The sequence below is a fragment of the Amycolatopsis sp. NPDC049252 genome (assembly GCF_043197175.1).
Taxonomy (GTDB): domain Bacteria; phylum Actinomycetota; class Actinomycetes; order Mycobacteriales; family Pseudonocardiaceae; genus Amycolatopsis.
Genome location: NZ_JBICSQ010000022.1, coordinates 25,442 through 41,058 on the forward strand (window position 1 = coordinate 25,442; position 15,617 = coordinate 41,058).

At 71.3% G+C, this 15,617-nt stretch carries 17 protein-coding genes; 9 read left to right on the top strand and 8 right to left on the bottom strand.

Annotated features, from left to right (window positions below; genetic code table 11):
* The first annotated feature begins 192 nt into the window (after positions 1 to 192).
* Together ACGFMK_RS23520 and ACGFMK_RS23525 are read left to right on the top strand one after the other, a co-directional pair.
* Positions 193 to 867: a response regulator transcription factor gene (locus tag ACGFMK_RS23520; RefSeq protein WP_392766849.1), complete on the top strand. Its 675-nt coding sequence runs from the start codon at positions 193 to 195 to the stop codon at positions 865 to 867.
* A 37-nt stretch (positions 868 to 904) separates the two neighbouring features.
* The gene (locus ACGFMK_RS23525; protein WP_392766852.1) at positions 905 to 1,957 is read left to right on the top strand and encodes a sensor histidine kinase; all 1,053 of its coding nucleotides are present in this window, start codon (positions 905 to 907) and stop codon (positions 1,955 to 1,957) included.
* 24 nt (positions 1,958 to 1,981) lie between these two features.
* Here ACGFMK_RS23525 and ACGFMK_RS23530 read toward each other — a convergent pair whose 3' ends face one another.
* On the bottom strand, positions 1,982 to 2,410 hold the full coding sequence (locus ACGFMK_RS23530; RefSeq protein WP_392766854.1) for a DoxX family protein: 429 nt from the start codon (positions 2,408 to 2,410) through the stop codon (positions 1,982 to 1,984).
* A gap of 473 nt (positions 2,411 to 2,883) precedes the next feature.
* On the opposite strand from ACGFMK_RS23530, the gene ACGFMK_RS23535 reads away from it, so the two are divergent.
* Positions 2,884 to 3,549, top strand: a complete 666-nt coding sequence (locus tag ACGFMK_RS23535) for a DUF4097 family beta strand repeat-containing protein (protein ID WP_392766857.1) — start codon at positions 2,884 to 2,886, stop codon at positions 3,547 to 3,549.
* A 39-nt stretch (positions 3,550 to 3,588) separates the two neighbouring features.
* Here the strand turns inward: ACGFMK_RS23535 and ACGFMK_RS23540 are convergent, their stop codons facing one another.
* Positions 3,589 to 4,617, bottom strand: a complete 1,029-nt coding sequence (locus ACGFMK_RS23540) for an MBL fold metallo-hydrolase (protein WP_392766860.1) — start codon at positions 4,615 to 4,617, stop codon at positions 3,589 to 3,591.
* Positions 4,618 to 4,704: 87 nt separating this feature from the next.
* On the opposite strand from ACGFMK_RS23540, the gene ACGFMK_RS23545 reads away from it, so the two are divergent.
* The gene (locus tag ACGFMK_RS23545; RefSeq protein WP_392766862.1) at positions 4,705 to 5,316 is read left to right on the top strand and encodes a helix-turn-helix domain-containing protein; all 612 of its coding nucleotides are present in this window, start codon (positions 4,705 to 4,707) and stop codon (positions 5,314 to 5,316) included.
* 283 nt (positions 5,317 to 5,599) lie between these two features.
* The gene (locus ACGFMK_RS23550; RefSeq protein WP_392766865.1) at positions 5,600 to 6,139 is read left to right on the top strand and encodes a TetR/AcrR family transcriptional regulator; all 540 of its coding nucleotides are present in this window, start codon (positions 5,600 to 5,602) and stop codon (positions 6,137 to 6,139) included.
* A 14-nt stretch (positions 6,140 to 6,153) separates the two neighbouring features.
* On the opposite strand, the gene ACGFMK_RS23555 is transcribed toward ACGFMK_RS23550, so the two are convergent.
* Positions 6,154 to 7,026, bottom strand: coding sequence for a helix-turn-helix transcriptional regulator (locus tag ACGFMK_RS23555; RefSeq protein ID WP_392766867.1), 873 nt, complete (start codon positions 7,024 to 7,026; stop codon positions 6,154 to 6,156).
* A 131-nt stretch (positions 7,027 to 7,157) separates the two neighbouring features.
* Between ACGFMK_RS23555 and ACGFMK_RS23560 the strand changes: the two genes are divergently transcribed.
* Positions 7,158 to 8,108 (top strand): NADP-dependent oxidoreductase, encoded by a 951-nt coding sequence (locus ACGFMK_RS23560; protein WP_392766869.1) that lies wholly within the window; start codon positions 7,158 to 7,160, stop codon positions 8,106 to 8,108.
* Positions 8,109 to 8,132: 24 nt separating this feature from the next.
* On the opposite strand, the gene ACGFMK_RS23565 is transcribed toward ACGFMK_RS23560, so the two are convergent.
* Positions 8,133 to 9,008 carry a slipin family protein gene (locus ACGFMK_RS23565; protein ID WP_392766871.1) on the bottom strand — a complete coding sequence of 292 codons (876 nt, stop codon included), beginning with the start codon at positions 9,006 to 9,008 and terminating at the stop codon, positions 8,133 to 8,135.
* 109 nt (positions 9,009 to 9,117) lie between these two features.
* Entirely contained in the window at positions 9,118 to 10,008 is an 891-nt protein-coding gene (locus ACGFMK_RS23570) for a universal stress protein (RefSeq protein ID WP_392766874.1), read from the bottom strand.
* Positions 10,009 to 10,234: 226 nt separating this feature from the next.
* On the opposite strand from ACGFMK_RS23570, the gene ACGFMK_RS23575 reads away from it, so the two are divergent.
* The gene (locus ACGFMK_RS23575) at positions 10,235 to 10,843 is read left to right on the top strand and encodes a DoxX family membrane protein (protein ID WP_392766877.1); all 609 of its coding nucleotides are present in this window, start codon (positions 10,235 to 10,237) and stop codon (positions 10,841 to 10,843) included.
* A 52-nt stretch (positions 10,844 to 10,895) separates the two neighbouring features.
* Complete coding sequence (locus tag ACGFMK_RS23580) at positions 10,896 to 11,579, top strand: CBS domain-containing protein (protein WP_392766880.1); 684 nt, start codon at positions 10,896 to 10,898, stop codon at positions 11,577 to 11,579.
* Here the strand turns inward: ACGFMK_RS23580 and ACGFMK_RS23585 are convergent.
* A complete protein-coding gene (locus ACGFMK_RS23585) occupies positions 11,521 to 11,946 on the bottom strand; it encodes a hypothetical protein (protein ID WP_392766883.1) in 426 nt (141 codons plus the stop codon). The genes ACGFMK_RS23580 and ACGFMK_RS23585 overlap by 59 nt on opposite strands.
* On the bottom strand, positions 11,943 to 14,600 hold the full coding sequence (gene mgtA, locus ACGFMK_RS23590) for a magnesium-translocating P-type ATPase (protein ID WP_392766885.1): 2,658 nt from the start codon (positions 14,598 to 14,600) through the stop codon (positions 11,943 to 11,945). The genes ACGFMK_RS23585 and mgtA overlap by 4 nt, the downstream gene beginning before the upstream one ends.
* 284 nt (positions 14,601 to 14,884) lie before the next feature.
* Here mgtA and ACGFMK_RS23595 point away from each other — a divergent pair, with 284 nt between their 5' ends.
* Entirely contained in the window at positions 14,885 to 15,148 is a 264-nt protein-coding gene (locus tag ACGFMK_RS23595; protein WP_392766888.1) for a three-helix bundle dimerization domain-containing protein, read from the top strand.
* A gap of 15 nt (positions 15,149 to 15,163) precedes the next feature.
* Here ACGFMK_RS23595 and ACGFMK_RS23600 read toward each other — a convergent pair whose 3' ends face one another.
* Positions 15,164 to 15,607 (bottom strand): SRPBCC family protein, encoded by a 444-nt coding sequence (locus ACGFMK_RS23600; RefSeq protein WP_392766890.1) that lies wholly within the window; start codon positions 15,605 to 15,607, stop codon positions 15,164 to 15,166.
* Between the last annotated feature and the right edge of the window lie 10 nt (positions 15,608 to 15,617).

The window sequence follows — 15,617 nt, forward strand, 5'->3', positions numbered from 1 at the left end:
ACCCGATCGTCCGGCGCCCGATGAGCCGCGCCGCCGAAAATGAAAGGTCCGTCATCTGGTTGTCACGGTGTCCCAATCGTTATGGCTTGGTGTAACGAAGGAAGCGCGCCGGTCGACAACGTGCAGGGACGACGAGACATCCGGCAGCGGACGTCGGCCGGTCCCGCTCCACCGGTGAGTGAGGTGAAGTCGTTGAGCCGCCTGCTGGTCGTCGATGACGAAGAACGGATCCGGCGTCTGCTGCAGCGCGTGCTGCAAGCCGAGGGCTACGCCGTGGACTTGGCCGCGACGGGCGCCGAAGGGCTCACCGCCGCAACCGCGCGTAGTTACGACCTGATCGTGCTCGACCTGATGCTCCCCGACGTCTCGGGCGCCGCCGTCCTCGCCGAGCTCCTCGACCGGCTCCCGGGGTCGCGGGTCGTCGTGTTGTCGGCGGTGCCCGAGATCGGGACGCGCGTCCAGGTGCTGGACGCCGGCGCACTCGACTTCCTCCCGAAGCCCTTCGTCACGGCGGAACTGCTGGCCCGCGTCCGGGTCCGGCTGCGTGAACAGCAACCCGGGAACACCGGTGGTTCGCGATTTCTCCAGGTCGGCGATCTGCGGCTGGACACCCAGCGCCGGATCGTTTCCGTGGGCAACCAACAGACCGCGTTGTCGCAACGTGAGTTCGTCCTGCTGAGCCACCTGATGCAACGGGCGGATCAGGTGTGCAGCCGGGAAGAACTGCTCGCCGACGTCTGGGGCTACCAGTTCGACCCGGGGAGCAACGTCGTCGACGTCTACGTCCGGCGGCTGCGTTCGAAGCTCGACGGGCTCCGCCGGATCGAAACGGTGCGCAATGTGGGTTACTGCCTCTCCGCGAGCTAAGCGGACAGTCCTTTTCTGCTGGATCGGGTTCGCCTTGGTGAACCTCGTGGCGATGTGGCGGTTCCCCGAAGGGGAGACGATCCCGTTCCACTTCGTGTGGATCAGCATCGCGCTGGTGTTCGGGGTCAATTCCTGGCCGCTCGCGGGAATGCTCACCGCGCTGGGCGCGGTGACGGCGTCGACCGGACTCCTGATGCTCGACCAGGCCACCCGCGGGGAGATCCGGTTCGAGGAGACCGCCGAGGTCCCGCTGATGGCCGCGGTGTTCCTCGTCATGGTGTGGCACGTCCGCGGCCGCCAGCGCGCGGTGGAAGAGCTGCAGCGGGTGGCCGCGCTGGAACGGCAACGTGCCGAGACCCAGGATCTCTTCGTGCGCCTGGGTTCGCACGAGCTGCGGACCTCGATCACGGTCGCCCGGGGTTACGTCGAGCTGATCCGTTCGGCCCACGAAGACCAGCAGACGGACGAAGACGCCGGCATCGTGCTGGACGAGCTGGGCAAGCTGGACCGCCTCACCGGCGGGCTCACCACCCTGATGCGGCTCGACTCGCCGGTCAGCACTCCCCCGCTCGACTTCGACGCCTTCCTCGAGCGGCTGGTCCGCCGCTGGACTCCCGTGGCCGACCGGCAATGGTCGTGCGAAAGCCGGGTGGGCACCGTGCTCGCAAACCCGGAACGGCTGCAGGCCGCGATGGACAGCCTGCTCGAGAACGCGATCGCCTTCACCCAGAACGGCGACCGGATCGCCGTGCGCGCGCGGCCCGCGCCGGCCGGGTTCACCATCGAAGTCGCCGACACCGGCCGCGGCATCGCCCCGGAACACCTGGCGCACATCTTCGAACAGTCCTGGTCGACCCGCCACGGCGACGCCCACGGTGGCACCGGGCTCGGGCTGGCGATCGTCCGTGCCGCCGTCGAAGCGCGTGGCGGCAAGGTCTCCGTCGCCAGCACGCCGGGTGCGGGCGCCACCTTCACGCTGACCATCCCCGACGCCGTACCCGTCACCCCACGCCGCGCCGGGGTGAGTCCGGCGATCCCGAAACCGAACACGAGCGCCGAGGACTCACCGAACGCACGCCGGGTGCCGTGAACGCCGTCTCACCCCACCGGGTGTTCAAGCCCGGGAATCGGCGGTGACCGGCTCGGCGACAGCACGCGAGGGCGACACCGCGGTGGCGAGCGCGAACCGTCCCGGTCCCGTGAACGCGATCAGCAGGAACGCCCAGCAGAACAGCGCGGCCGCCTCTCCCCCGTTCTGGATCGGCAGGATCCCGTTGAGGATGTGCACCGTGAAGTAGGCGTAGGCCATGGATCCCGAGCTGATCAGCGCGGCGATCCGCGTCCCGATCCCGAGCAGCACCAACGCGCCGCCGACGAGCTGGATGAGCGCGGCCCACCAGCTCGGCCACAGGCCGATCGCCGCAGGAGCCTTGGCGCCCAGGATTCCGAAGATCGTTTTCGCGCCGTGGCAGGCGAACAGGAAACCCAGGACGATGCGGAAGAGCCCGAGAACGTGGTCACGCGCAGGGTCGAGCCGGTGCATAATTCCTCCACAAAGGACGGTTTCACGGGGTTCTCGTTACGGGGCACGATCGACGGCGTCCGGCGCCGCCGTCGACAAAGCAGATTCCGGCGCCGGCGCCGAAACCCGCGGAGTGCGTTTCGAAAATGCGCCGCGACGACGCGGCAGTTGGGCAATAACGTTCAAGGTGCCGCGCACAGATATACCGGACAACATCAACCGGCAACACCCTCGAAGGTGTGCTCTTACCGAGTTCTTACCGTCCTATCACCGGATTCCCACCCTCGGTCAGTTGTCTGGACCAGACCCCCGTCCGGAGGTCGAGCGCGAGATGCGGTGAGGTTTCGAACACGGCGGCGGCCCGCTGACCCGCGGAGTCCATCCCCGGCCGCGGTGTCAGCTGCCGTGTCAGCGCCGTGGCCGTCCCGTGTCAGCCCGGCCCGCCACTGTGGTTCACGTCCCCACCACCGGGGCCACGAACCCAGGAGAACACCGTGCAGACCTTCGCCACCACCACCCCGATCACCGCCACCCTCGACCTCCCCGCCGGCCGCGTCCACCTCCACGCCACCGACCGCACCGACACCACCGTCGACGTCCGCCCGGCCGACCCGGGCAAAAACCGCGACGTCAAGGCCGCCGAACAGACCACCGTCACCTACACCGACGGCGTCCTGCGGGTCCACACCCCGCAGGACAAGAACCAGCACTTCGGCCCGTCCGGCTCCCTCGACGTCACCGTCGCACTGCCCGCCGGTTCCCGCGTCGAGGCCACCACCGCCGCCGCCGAACTCGACAGCACCGGCCGCCTCGGCGACGTCAGCGTCACCGGCGCCTACCGCCACATCACCCTCGCCCACACCGCCGCTGTCCACCTCACCGCCACCGACGGCGACGTCCACATCGGCCACCTCGACGGCCCGGCCGACATCAGCACGGCCCGCGGCGACATCCACATCGGCGAAGCCGCCGGCGGCACGGTCACCCTGACGACCCAGTCCGGCAGCATCACCGTCGCCGCGGCCCCCGGCGTCTCCGCCTCCCTCGACGCCGGCACCACCTACGGCCGCATCGACAACACCCTCAAGAACAACGGCACCCCCGAGCTCACCATCCGGGCCACCACCTCCCAGGGCGACATCACCGCCCGCAGCCTCTGAACCCTGGCGGTGCCGGCGACGCGCGACCGAGACCGGGCCTCATGCCGCCCGGCCGGTCGGGCCGAACAGGATGACGCTGCTGTAGCCCTCCATCGGCGCGAACTGCGCGTGCGCGCGGCCGAGCCGGTCGACGAGGTAGTCCCAGCCGGCCGCGACGTCGTCGATCGCCTTCATGTTCGTCGTGAGGTGGCCCGTCACCGGGGTGAAGAAGTCGTTCCAGTGCAACGGGACGAACAGCTTGGGCCGCACCTTCGCGACGGTCTCCTCGTAGAACTCGTCGCGGAACGCCGCGTCCTTGCCCACACTCCCCGCCGTGCCGCAGAACATCGCGTCCGCCCGGACGTGGTCGAGCCCGCCCGGCAGGTACCCCGCGGACGCCTTCACCAGCAGCGAATGCGTGCCGTACTCGACGAGGAAGTCGAACGAGCCGCCTTCCAGGTAGTCACCGGCGTCGGCGGGCTGGCGCAGCGGCCGCGTGATCGGGGTGCCGTCGCCGCCCTTGGTGCCGGGGGAATGCTTCGACGCCAGCACCGTGACGGTGAAGCCGCCGATCTTCAAGGGGTTGCCGACCTGGTACGGCCGCAGCTGCGCCTCGGGGACGTCGCCGCCGCGGCCGATGTTGAGGGTGGACGGCGAGCCGTGCAACGTCGCGTTCGCGCGCTTGGCGATATAAGCCGCGTCGAGCGCGTGGTCGTAGTGGGAGTGCGAGACGAAGATGCCCTTGATCCGGTCGGCGCCGACCCGGTCGAGCGTCGTGTCGACCTTCGCCGTGTCCGTTTGGAGCCGGCCGAAGATCGCCGTGCTCAAGGAGACGTCGGTGATGAAGGCGTCGAACAGCAACTGCGTGGTCCCGTCGTCGACCAGCAGCGTGGTCGTGCCGAGGAACGTGACGCGCACCTCTCCGGGCCGCAGCGCCCGCTGGTCGTCGACGAGGTGCTCGGCGTAGTCCGCGACGTCGCCCGACGGCGTCAGGAAACCGAGGTAGCCGCCCGCGCCGGCCGCGACGACGGCGACCCCGCCGAGGCCCGCGGCCCGGGCCAGGACCTGCCGCCGGGTCAGTTTCTTCATCCCGCTCCCTCCAAAGTTGGCAGTTTCTGCCACATTTCGACGGTAGCCGATAGTGGCAGAGACTGCCAACTTTGTTAGGCTGCGGACGTGCAGACGAACGACGGGACCGGGCGGCGAGCGGCGAATGCCGCCCGCAAAGAGGCCGCCGTACGCCTGGCGGCCCTGGAGCTTTCCGAGCAGGTGGGGTACTCCGCGGTCTCCATGGCCGACATCGCACGGCGCTCCGGCGTCGCGGAACGCACCGTCTTCCGCACCTTCGGCAGCAAGGCCGGGATCTTCTGGCACGACCCCTTCCTCCAGCGGCTGGTGCACCACCTCGACCCCGCCACCGCTCCCCTGGACCCGCTCACGGCGGTGTCGGCGGCCGCGGCCACCGCGGCCCGGGAGATGACTCAGCAGGACCGCGACCTCGAGGCCCGCCGGCGCGCGCTCATCCTGGGCGAACCCGACCTGATGGGCGTCGGAACCCAGTCGATGGGCCGGAACATCGGCGAGCTCGCCCGGCGCATCACCCCCCCGGACGCCGACGCCGAACAGCGGCGGCGGCTGTCCTTGTTCGCGCTCTTCGCGGCGATGGCTCTCGCGTTCGTGCGCATGGACGCGGCCAAACCGGTCGACGACTGGATCACCGGGCTGCACGAGGCGCTGTCCCTCGCGGCGTTCGGACCGCTGACCGGCACCCAGCGCGAGAGGCCGTAGCCACCGCTGTGCTCGCCGGCCTCGAAGAGCACGGTCTCCCCGTGGCGTGTCGGATGTCCGGAGCGGCCCGGATCGCCGCTTCGCGTTCGGCCTGGCGCCTGCCGACGTGGAGCGCCCGGCCGGCGGTCTCCGGGTCCGGCATTTTCACCGGCGCTTCGAGGTCGCCGAAATCGGGTTCCACGGCCACCAGCCGGGTGTGTTTTCGCGCAACTGAGCCACTTCGGCGTCCGCCCTGATGGCCGAGGCGGGTACACGAATCGCTCAACGGCTGTAGAGTGAGTTCATGACCGAGACCTCCCGCGACGCCAAACGCGCCCGCACCGCACAGCGGATCCTCGAGGCCGCCCGCCAGGAGTTCGCCACCCACGGCTTCGACGGCGCCACGATCCGGGGCATCGCCGGCGCCGCGGGCATCGACCCCTCACTGGTGATGCAGCACTACGGCTCGAAAGCAGCCCTGTTCACCGCCGCCGTCCAGCTACCCGGCGACAACGCCGACAGCGCCGCCGAACACCTGCTGGAAGTCCTCACCAACCGGCTACGCGAACTGCCCCCGGAGACCAGCGCACTCGTCCGGTCCATGCTCACCGTGCCCGAAGCCGCCGACACCATGCGGACCTACCTCGACGAACGCGTCGACAACCTCACCAGATCCCTGGAAGGCGACGACGCCCACCTGCGCGCCCTCATCACCGTCAGCGGCATCCTCGGCCTGACGATCACCCAGCACTTCCTCAAGCTGCGCGCCTTCGACGACGCCTCCCACGAAGAGCTGCTGCACGCCGCACGCGGCTGGACCGAATACCTGTCGCGCGACTCATGAGCCCCACCGGTTGATCACGACGGCCGGCTGGGCGTCTCCGTTCCCCTGGGTGCCTCGAGCAGGCCGGCCAGCAACTGGAGCCGTTCGTCGTCCGGGCCGCCCGGCTCCGCCGTGTAGACGATCAGCACCGGCCCCGGCGCACCCGGCATCGGATAGGCGTCCCAGTCCAGGTTCAGCTCCCCGACCAGCGGGTGCGCGATCCGCATCCGGCCGCGGGTCGTGTCCTCGACGTCGTGGCGAGCCCACAACGTCGCGAACTCCGCGCTGCGCACCGCCAGCGCCCCCACCAGCTCGACCGCACGGGGGTGGCCCGGCTCGGCGGCGACCTGGGCCCGCAGCATCCCGGTCAGCTCGGCGACCGTGGCCGCGCGCTCCGGGCACGCCTGGTCGGCCTCCGGGTGCAGCAGCAGCGACAGCAGGTTCCGTTCGGCCCGGGGCACCTCGGTGAACGCGCCCAGCAGCGCACCGGCCAGCGGGTTCCAGGCCAGCACGTCCAGGAACCGCCCGACGACCAGGGCCGGTGAGGACGTCGCGCGCAGCAGCCGCAGCGTGGTCGGCGGCACCTCCTCCGGCGGGTACCGGCGGGCCGGCCGGGCCGGGGTCCGGGCGGCCGCGGCGAGGCTGTGCAGGTGCCGGGTCTCCTCGGCGGAGAAGTCCAGCGCCCGGGCGATCGCGTCGAGGACCTGGTCGGAGGGCCGCACGTCCCGGCCCTGCTCCATGCGCTGGTAGTAGTCCGAGCTCACGCCGGCCAGCAGGGCCAGTTCCTCGCGGCGCAGTCCGGCGACCCGCCGCCGCGGGCCCGGCTCGAGACCGACGTCCTGGGGCCGGACCCGGGTCCGGCGGGTCCGCAGGAACTCGGCGAGGGCGCGGCGGGGGTCATCGGTCACCGGCCCAGTATGCCCGCGGTGTGACCGGCGAAGGTGGGTCCGGCGGACCCAGGACAACGCGAACGACCGTGCCGCCGCGAATCCGCCCCAAGATCGGTGCCGTACCAGCCGATCACGGAAGGAATCCCGACATGAAGGCCGCACAGATCACGAGCTTCGGAACCCCGGACGTCCTGCGGGTCGCCGAGACCGGCCGCCCCTCCCCCGGTGCGGGCGAGGTCCTGGTGGCGGTCGAGGCGTCCAGCGTGAACGGGCACGACACGATCGTCCGCGCCGGCGGATTGCGGATGGTGTCGGGCCGCAGGTTCCCGATCGGCGTCGGCCTGGACTTCGCCGGGGTCGTCGTCGAGACCGGACCCGGGGTCGAGAACCACCGCGCCGGCGACCGGGTGTGGGGCATGGTGCACCCGCGGCAACGCCACACCGTCGCCGCCGCGGCCGAGTACGTCGTGGTCCCCGCCGAGCGCATCGCCCCCGCTCCCGCGGGTGTCCCGGCGGTCGAGGCGGCGTCCCTGGTCGTCGCGGGCAGCACCGCCCTGACCGCCCTGCGCGACAGCGTCCGGCTCGAGGGCGGCGAGCGGGTCCTGGTCCGCGGCGCGGCCGGCGGTGTCGGCACCGCCGCGGTCCAGCTGGCCCACGCGATGGGCGGCCACGTCACCGCGCTGGCCCGCGACCGCCACGCCGCGCTCCTGCGCGACCTGGGAGCCGACGACGTCCTCGACTACGGCACCACCACCTCGGACCGGATCGGGCCGTTCGACGTCATCGTCGACACCGTCGGTTCCGAGCTGAACTGCTTCCGCGGCCGGCTGGCCAAGGGCGGCCGGATGGTCACGGTCGCCCTGTCCGCCCCCGCACTGGCGGCGATCGCCGCGTCCGCCGTCCACGGCGCCCGGCGCATCCGTACGTTCAGCGCCAACCCCGGCTCCGCCGTCCTGACCGACCTGGCCGGTTACGTCACCTCCGGCGCCTTGCGCCCGATCGTGCAGGGGGTCTATCCGCTGGCGGACATCGCCGCCGCGCACGAAGCGTTCGAACGCGGCGGCGCCGTGGGAAAGCACGTCCTCGCCGTCGCCCCCTGACCCGTCGATCCGGGCACGCCCGGACTACGCGGAGGCCGGAACCGGTCCGCCGTTGGCCGGTGTTTCCTGCCGCGGAACGGCCGGGACCGGGGTGGGGACAACGGCCTCGGGCAGCGCCGGGACCTGCGGTGTGGCCGACGCGGCTTCGCGGGCGAGGAACGAGCCCAGCTCGCCGATGGTGCTCATCAGCGGCGCGGGGAACACGACCGTCGTGTTCTTGTCCACGCCGATCTCCACCAGGCTCTGCAGGTTGCGCAGCTGCAACGCCAGCGGGTGCGCCATCATCGTGTCCGACGCGTCACCCAATGCCGCGGCGGCCTGCGACTCACCCTCGGCGTTGATGATCTTGGCACGCTTCTCCCGCTCGGCTTCCGCCTGCCTGGCCATCGCCCGCTTCATCGACTCCGGCAGCTGGATGTCCTTCAGCTCCACCAACGTGACCTCCACACCCCACTCGGCCGTGGTGACGTCGAGGATCTGGCGGATGTCGGTGTTGATGGCGTCCGTCTCGGACAGCGTCTCGTCGAGCGTGTGCTGCCCGACGACCTTCCGCAAGGTAGTCTGGGCGATCTGGTCGATCGCCGAGTACACGTTCTCGATGGCTACCACCGACTTCGTCGCGTCCACCACCCGGAAGTACGCCACCGCCGACACATCCACGCTCACGTTGTCCCGCGTGATGATCCCCTGCGACTGGATCGGCATCGTCACGATCCGCAGCGGCACCTGCCGCAACACGTCCACGACCGGGATGATCAGCCGCAAGCCCGGCTCGCGCACCCCGATGACCCGGCCCAGCCGGAACAGCACACCCTTCTCGTACTGCTTCACGATCCTGACCGACAAGGCCAGCAGGAGCAGGACGACCACGACGATCGCGGCGATGATCCAGCCATTCATGATGAATCTCCTGGTATAGGTGGAATCCGGCCGCTGACCTCGACGGTCGGCAGGTCCGGCGGTTTGCCGATCCGGTTCTCGACGCGCGCCACCGCGTCGCCGGCTCGGCTCACGATGTGGGTGACTGGACGACCAGCAGCGGGCACGTGGCGTGGTGGATCAGCGCCTGGCTCGTCGATCCCGTCAGCATCCCGGAGAAGCCACCGAGGCCGCGGCTCCCGACCACGAGCAGCTGGGCGTCGGCGGAGTGGTCGAGCAGGCAGCGCACCGGGTGGTCACGTGCGACGACGCGCCGGACCGTGACGTCCGGGTACTTCTCCTGCCAGCCGGCGAGCCGTTCCGCCAGGATTTCGCGTTCGTTCCCTTCGAGGGCGTCGAAGTCGTCGAGCAGCTGCCGGCCGAGGGTGTGCGCGGTGCCCGCGGAGACCGACAGCCAGCTGTGCACCGCCACCAGGTCCGCACCCCGCGACGACGCCTCGTCGAAGGCCACCGCGATCGCGGGCTCGTTCGCCGGGGAGCCGTCCATGCCGAGCACCACCGGGCCGTTTTCCCGGCCGCCGCCACGGACCACCATGATCGGGCACCGCCCCCGGGCGACCATCGCCACCACCGTGGAACCGGTCAGCATGCCGCTGAACCCGCCCAGCCCCCGGGACCCGAGCGTGACCAGGCGCGCGTCGGCCGACGCCTCGAGCAGTGCGCTCACCGGGCTGCCCGTCACCAGATCAGTGTGGATCTCCAGATCGGGATGAGCCGACCGGATGGCGGCCTCGGCGTCGGCGAGCCACTCGCGGCCCTGCGTTTCCAGCACCTCCGTGAACCCGTCCGGGGGCCGGACACCGGCGCCGTAGGACAGCGCGGGCGTCGGCACGGCGTGCACGATCCGCGCCGGCAGCTGCCGGCGCGCGGCCTCGTCGCCCGCCCAGCGCGCGGCTTGAAGAGCCGAAGCCGATCCGTCCACGCCGACGACGATCTGCTGCCTGGTTGTGTTGTCGGCCATGAGCGGAACTCCTCGGCTGTCGCGAACTGTCGAAACCCGAGTCTGTTCTCCGGAAAATCTTGGCACTAGAGCATTCCACCGCGTTTCCCGGTGACTTTCTTCCCTGCTTTCCCGCCCGCGACCGGCCGGGCCGTGCACCAAAGTCACCACGATCAAGGGATTTCGGCACCAGCGTCCGGCGCGCACGACGGCCCATGCTCCGGGCACAACCGAAGAGGAGCCCACGATGTCCGTCCAGGACCGCGGCCCGTCCCTGACCACCCCCTTCCTCCCCGGCCGGCCGTACCCGCGGCCCGCCGAGCGGCCCCGGCCCGCCTCCTCCGCCCGTGGCCCGGCACTGGCCGTCCTGCGCATCGTGATGGGCCTGACGTTCCTCTGGGCCTTCGTCGACAAGCTGTTCGGGCTGGGTTACTCCACGAACCCGGCGCAGGCCTGGATCAGCGGCGGCTCGCCGACCAAGGGATTCCTCGGCCACGTCCAGGTCGGGCCGATGCAGTCGACGCTGCGCGACTGGGCCGGCGCCGGCTGGGCCGACTGGCTGTTCATGCCGGCCCTGCTCGGCCTCGGCGTCGCCCTCCTGCTCGGGGTGGCCCTGCGCCCGGCCGCGGTCGCGGGCACCGTCCTGCTCGCTCTCATGTGGATCGCCGAATGGCCGCTCGCCCGCTCGACCTCGGCCGGGACGGCGACGTCGTCGGCCAACCCGCTGATCGACTACCACGTCGGGTACCTCGCCGTGCTGATCGTGCTGGCCGCCTTCGCCGCGGGTGACACCTGGGGCCTCGGCCGCCGCTGGGCGAGCCTGGATCTCGTCCGCCGCACCCCCTGGCTCCGCTGAACCCGACCGTTCGATCCATAAAGGACACCGTCACCACCGCAGGAGGAAGACCATGCGCACCAGTACGACAGCAGGACAGGTCATGACCCGGGACGTGATCACCGCGACGCCGGCCACGCCGTTCAAGGACCTGGTCGGCATGATCGTCACCAACGGCGTCGGCGCGGTGCCGGTCGTGAGCCCGGAGGGTGCGCTGCTCGGCGTCGTGACCGAAGCGGACCTGCTCTGCCGGCAGGCGCACCAGGACGACCGGCTCGGTGCGGGCTGCCCGCACTTCGCCGGCCACCTGACGCGGGAGGACTGGCGCAAGGCGGCCGCGCAGACCGCGGGCACGCTGATGACCGCGGCGCCGCGGACCACCGCGCCGGGGGCCACCCTGCCGGAAGTCGCGCGCATGCTCACGACGAGCGGCGTCCGCCGGCTGTTCGTGCTCGACGGTGCTCGGCTGGTGGGCGTCGTCACGCGGCGGGACCTCCTGCGCACTTTCCTGCGCACGGACGAAGACCTGCAGGCGGACGTCGACCGCACCGTCTTCCACGACGCTCTGCACGCCGACCGGAACGCCGTGCTCGCGAGCGTCGAGCGCGGGGTGGTCCTGCTGACCGGCCGGCTCGAGTACGAAGCCGACGTGGCCACCGCGGAACGCCTGGCCCTCGCCGTGCCCGGCGTGGTGGGGGTCAAGAACCGGATGGACTTCGTCTGGCAGGGCCGGAGCCCGCAGCACGCCGGCGGCTGACCGCCCGGGCGTGGCGGAGGTTCCGCGCGTGCAGGACGACGGCCAGGACGAGCAACGGCACGTGGATCACCGGCAGGTACCGGGCGAACCACCGCGGCAGGAAGATGTCGGTGACCGAGCCGTCGCCGGCGCCGAACGATTCGGCGACCGCGGTCAGCGGACAGCGGAATCCGTTCGCCGCGAAGACGAGGCACTCGAGCGCGACCACGCCGCCGGCGAGCGCGGCTCGCCGGTCCGATCGTTTCGCCAGCCCCGAGTACAGGACGTACGAGAAACAGGATTCGATGGCGAACCAGGCCGTCGTGTGCCCGAGCTTGATCGCCACGAGCACTCCGGGGTGCCGGCCCCGCCGGGGTTCACCCTTCATCGAAGTCCTTTGCCCGAAGGGATTCCCGGGGCCCGCTCCGCGGTGCTGAAGTAGCCGGCCCGGCGGCGCAGGTGACGGCGCGGGCTCGCGGGCCGTGGCACGGTGGTCGTCGTGCGCACCACCCGGTAGAAGATGCGTTTGCCCACCTCGATCAGGACGAGGTATCCCAGCACCATCCCGGCCAGCGCGGCGAAGAAGCCGCCCGGCAACGGCGAAAACCCGAGTGTGGCCGCGAGCGGCGTCGCGGGCAGCAGGGCGCCGACGGTGACGACCCCGAGGGCCCCCAGGGTCAGCGGCAGGCTGGGATGGCTGCGGAAGAACGGGATCCGCCGGGTGCGGATCGCGAAGATCACCAGCGTCTGGGTGGCCAGGGACTCGACGAACCAGCCGGAGCGGAACTGGTCCGGGCCCGAGTGGAACACCCACAGCATGACGCCGAACGTGACGAAGTCGAACACCGAACTGAGCGGGCCGAAGAAGACCATGAACCGGCGGATGAACCCGATGTCCCAATGGGACGGGCGGCGCAGCTGTTCCTCGTCGACGGTGTCGGTGGGGATGGCGAGCTGGCTGGTGTCGTAGAGCAGGTTGTTGAGCAGGATCTGCGAGGGCAGCATCGGCAGGAACGTCAGGAACAGGGACGCGCCCGCGGCGGAGAACATGTTGCCGAAGTTGCTGGAGGTGCCCATCAGCACGTACTTGATGGTGTTGGCGAAGATCCGCCGCCCTTCGGTGACGCCGTCGGCGAGCACGTCGAGGTCCTTCTCGAGCAGGATCACGTCGGCGGCGTCCTTGGCGACGTCGGTGGCCGAGTCCACCGAGATGCCGACGTCGGCCGCGTGCAGGGCGAGCGCGTCGTTGACGCCGTCGCCGAGGAACGCCACCCCGCCGCCGCCGATCCGCTGGACGCGCACGATGCGGGCCTTGTGCTCGGGGTTGACCCGGGCGAACACCGTGGTCCGCGTGATCGCGGCGGCGAGCTGGGAATCGTCAAGGGCGTCGAGTTCGGTGCCGGTCAGCGCGGCGCCGTCGCCGAGTCCGAGGTCGTGGCACACCTTCGCGGCGACCGCGGGGTTGTCCCCGGTGACGACCTTGACCGTGATGCCCAGGTCGCCCAGCCGCCGCAGGGCGCGCGCGGCGTCGTGCTTGGGCGGGTCGAGGAACACCAGGAACCCGAGCAGCGTCAGGCCCTGTTCGTCCGCGGGCGTCGGCGCCCGCCCGCCGGGGAAGGGCCGGGTGGCCACGGCGACGACCCGGTTGCCCGCGGCGAACTCGGCGTCCAGGGCATGGCGCGCTGCGGGCGGGACGCCGGTGCAGCGGTCCAGCACGGTCTCCGGGGCGCCCTTGGTGACCAGGACGGTGTCGCCCGCCGGGTCCTGGACGACCACGGAAATCATCCGCCGTTCGTGGTCGAACGGCAGCACGCCCAGCGTGGTGTGGCCGGTCAGCGCGGCTCGTTGCGCCGCCGAGCCCGGTGACGCCCACAGGGCCTGGTCCAGGGGGTTGCCGCCGACGGCGGCGGTGTTCCCGGTGCACAGCAGCCCCCAGCGCAGGACCTCGCCGGGATCGCCGCCGGCCGCCGGGACGGCCCGCATGTAGTCGATGCGGCCGAGGGTGAGGGTGCCGGTCTTGTCGGTGAACAGCACGTCGACGTTGCCCAGGTCCTCGATGCAGACCAGCCGTTTGACGAGCACCTTGCGGCGGCTCATCCGGCGCGACCCGGCGGCGAGGCTGGTGGACACGACGGCCGGCAGCAGCTGCGGGGTGATGCCGACCGCGATCGCGAGGGAGAACAGCAGCGCGTCGAGGATCGGCTTGTGCAGCACCACGTTGACCGCGAAGATCGACGTCGTCAGCGCGCCGGCGACGTACACCAGCAGCATCGAGAACTTCCGCAGCCCGACCTGGAACTCGGTGTCGAGCTGGTGGGTGCTCAGCCCGGCCGCGATCGCCCCGAAGCCGGTGCGGGCGCCGGTCGACACCACGACACCGGTGGCGCCGCCGGCGTGCACGACGGTGCCCATCAGCGCGCAGCCGGACAGTTCGGCCAGCGCCGTGCCTTCGGGGACGGGCGCCGTCCCCTTGTCCAGGGGCAGCGACTCCCCGGTCAGCACCGACTCGTCGCACTCCAGGCCGGTGACCGACAGCAGCCGGACGTCGGCCGGGACGACGTCACCGAGCTTCAGCTCGACGACGTCGCCGGGGACCAGCGCGGTGACGTCGACCGGCACGGGGCGGCCGCCGCGGATCACGACGGTCTCGTGCCGGATCTGCGCGTGCAGGGCTTCCGCGGCCTTTTCCGCGCGGTACTCGTTGACGAACCCGAGCCCGACCGAGACCGCGACGATCACCCCGATGATCACCGCGTCACTGCGCTCGCCGACGAAGTAGGACGCGACGGCGGCGACCATCAGCAGCACCAGCAACGGCGAGCGCAGCTGGTGCCACAGCACCGGGACCAGCCGCGCCCGGTGCGACGACACCGCGTTCGGCCCGTACCGTGCCGAACGCCCGGCGACCTCGCCGTCGGTCAGGCCGTCGAGCGTGCCGCCGAGCGCGTCCAGGACCGCTTCACCGGACAGGGCCGCGGCGCGGCCGACGTCCAGGTCGACGACGGCCGGTCGCGGGAGCGACGAGGTGGTGCGGGTGGCCATGGGCGCCTCGGCGTTCGCGAAGGGAAGATCCGGATCGGCGAGCCGTGGTGGCGCACCGAGAAGGGGCAGACGGCGCCGGGGTCCGAGGCACGGAGGAAGAACCGCCGGCAGCGACGAGGACGCCGTGACGCGCGGAACCACCGCCAGTGTATCCCCGCCGGATCCCGCCCGGCGTGGCTCGGCCGGTTCGCCCTGGACCGGGGGGCTGGTGACGTGCACTGTTCACGTCGGAGCCCGGGCCGGAGTGGGAAGCTGGGATCCTCCCAGCGAAGGCAGTGAGGACGATGCGCATCCACGAACCCGGGTTGACGATGGAGCACTCCGCGTCGCCCGGCGAAGCCGGCGGCCGGCCGAGCCAGGCCGAGGAAATCGGCGAGATCACCGCACGGCTCCGGAAGCGCTACCCACCCGGCGAGATTTCGCCCGCGGACCTCGCCGAGCGCGTCCGCGGCTACCACCACCGGTTCGACACCGCCAGGATCCGCAGCTACGTCCCGATCCTGGTCGAGCACCTCACCCGCCGCTCGATAGAAACCCCGTCGCGCTGACCCGCGCGAGCGACGTCAGCCCGCCGTGCCCGACTCGACGGACCGCGCGAGACGGCGCAGGTTGGTTTTCATGCCCTGCTTGAAGAAGCGTTCGGCGAGGCCGCCGAGGTGACCGGCCGGGCCCGGTAGTCCCTCCGCGCTGATCTGCCCTTCGAGCGTCAGGCGGGTACCCGTCGCCGCCGGCGCGAACCGGTAGCGGTACCGGAACGGGGTGGGGCCGGTCACGGACGCGAAGGTGATCTCTTCGTCCGGCACCCACGTGGTGATTTCGACGTCGTTGTGCGCCGGGCCGGCGGGCAGCGACCGCACCATGCGGAACCGGGCTCCCGGCCCGGCCGGGTCGGCGGGCTCGACCCGGACCACCGCCTCGTACCAGCGCGGCATGGTCGTGACGTCGGCGACGAACGCGAACACCCGCGCCGGCGGCCGGTCGACGTCCTGCGTGATCTCGAAGCTCATCAGAGGTCCT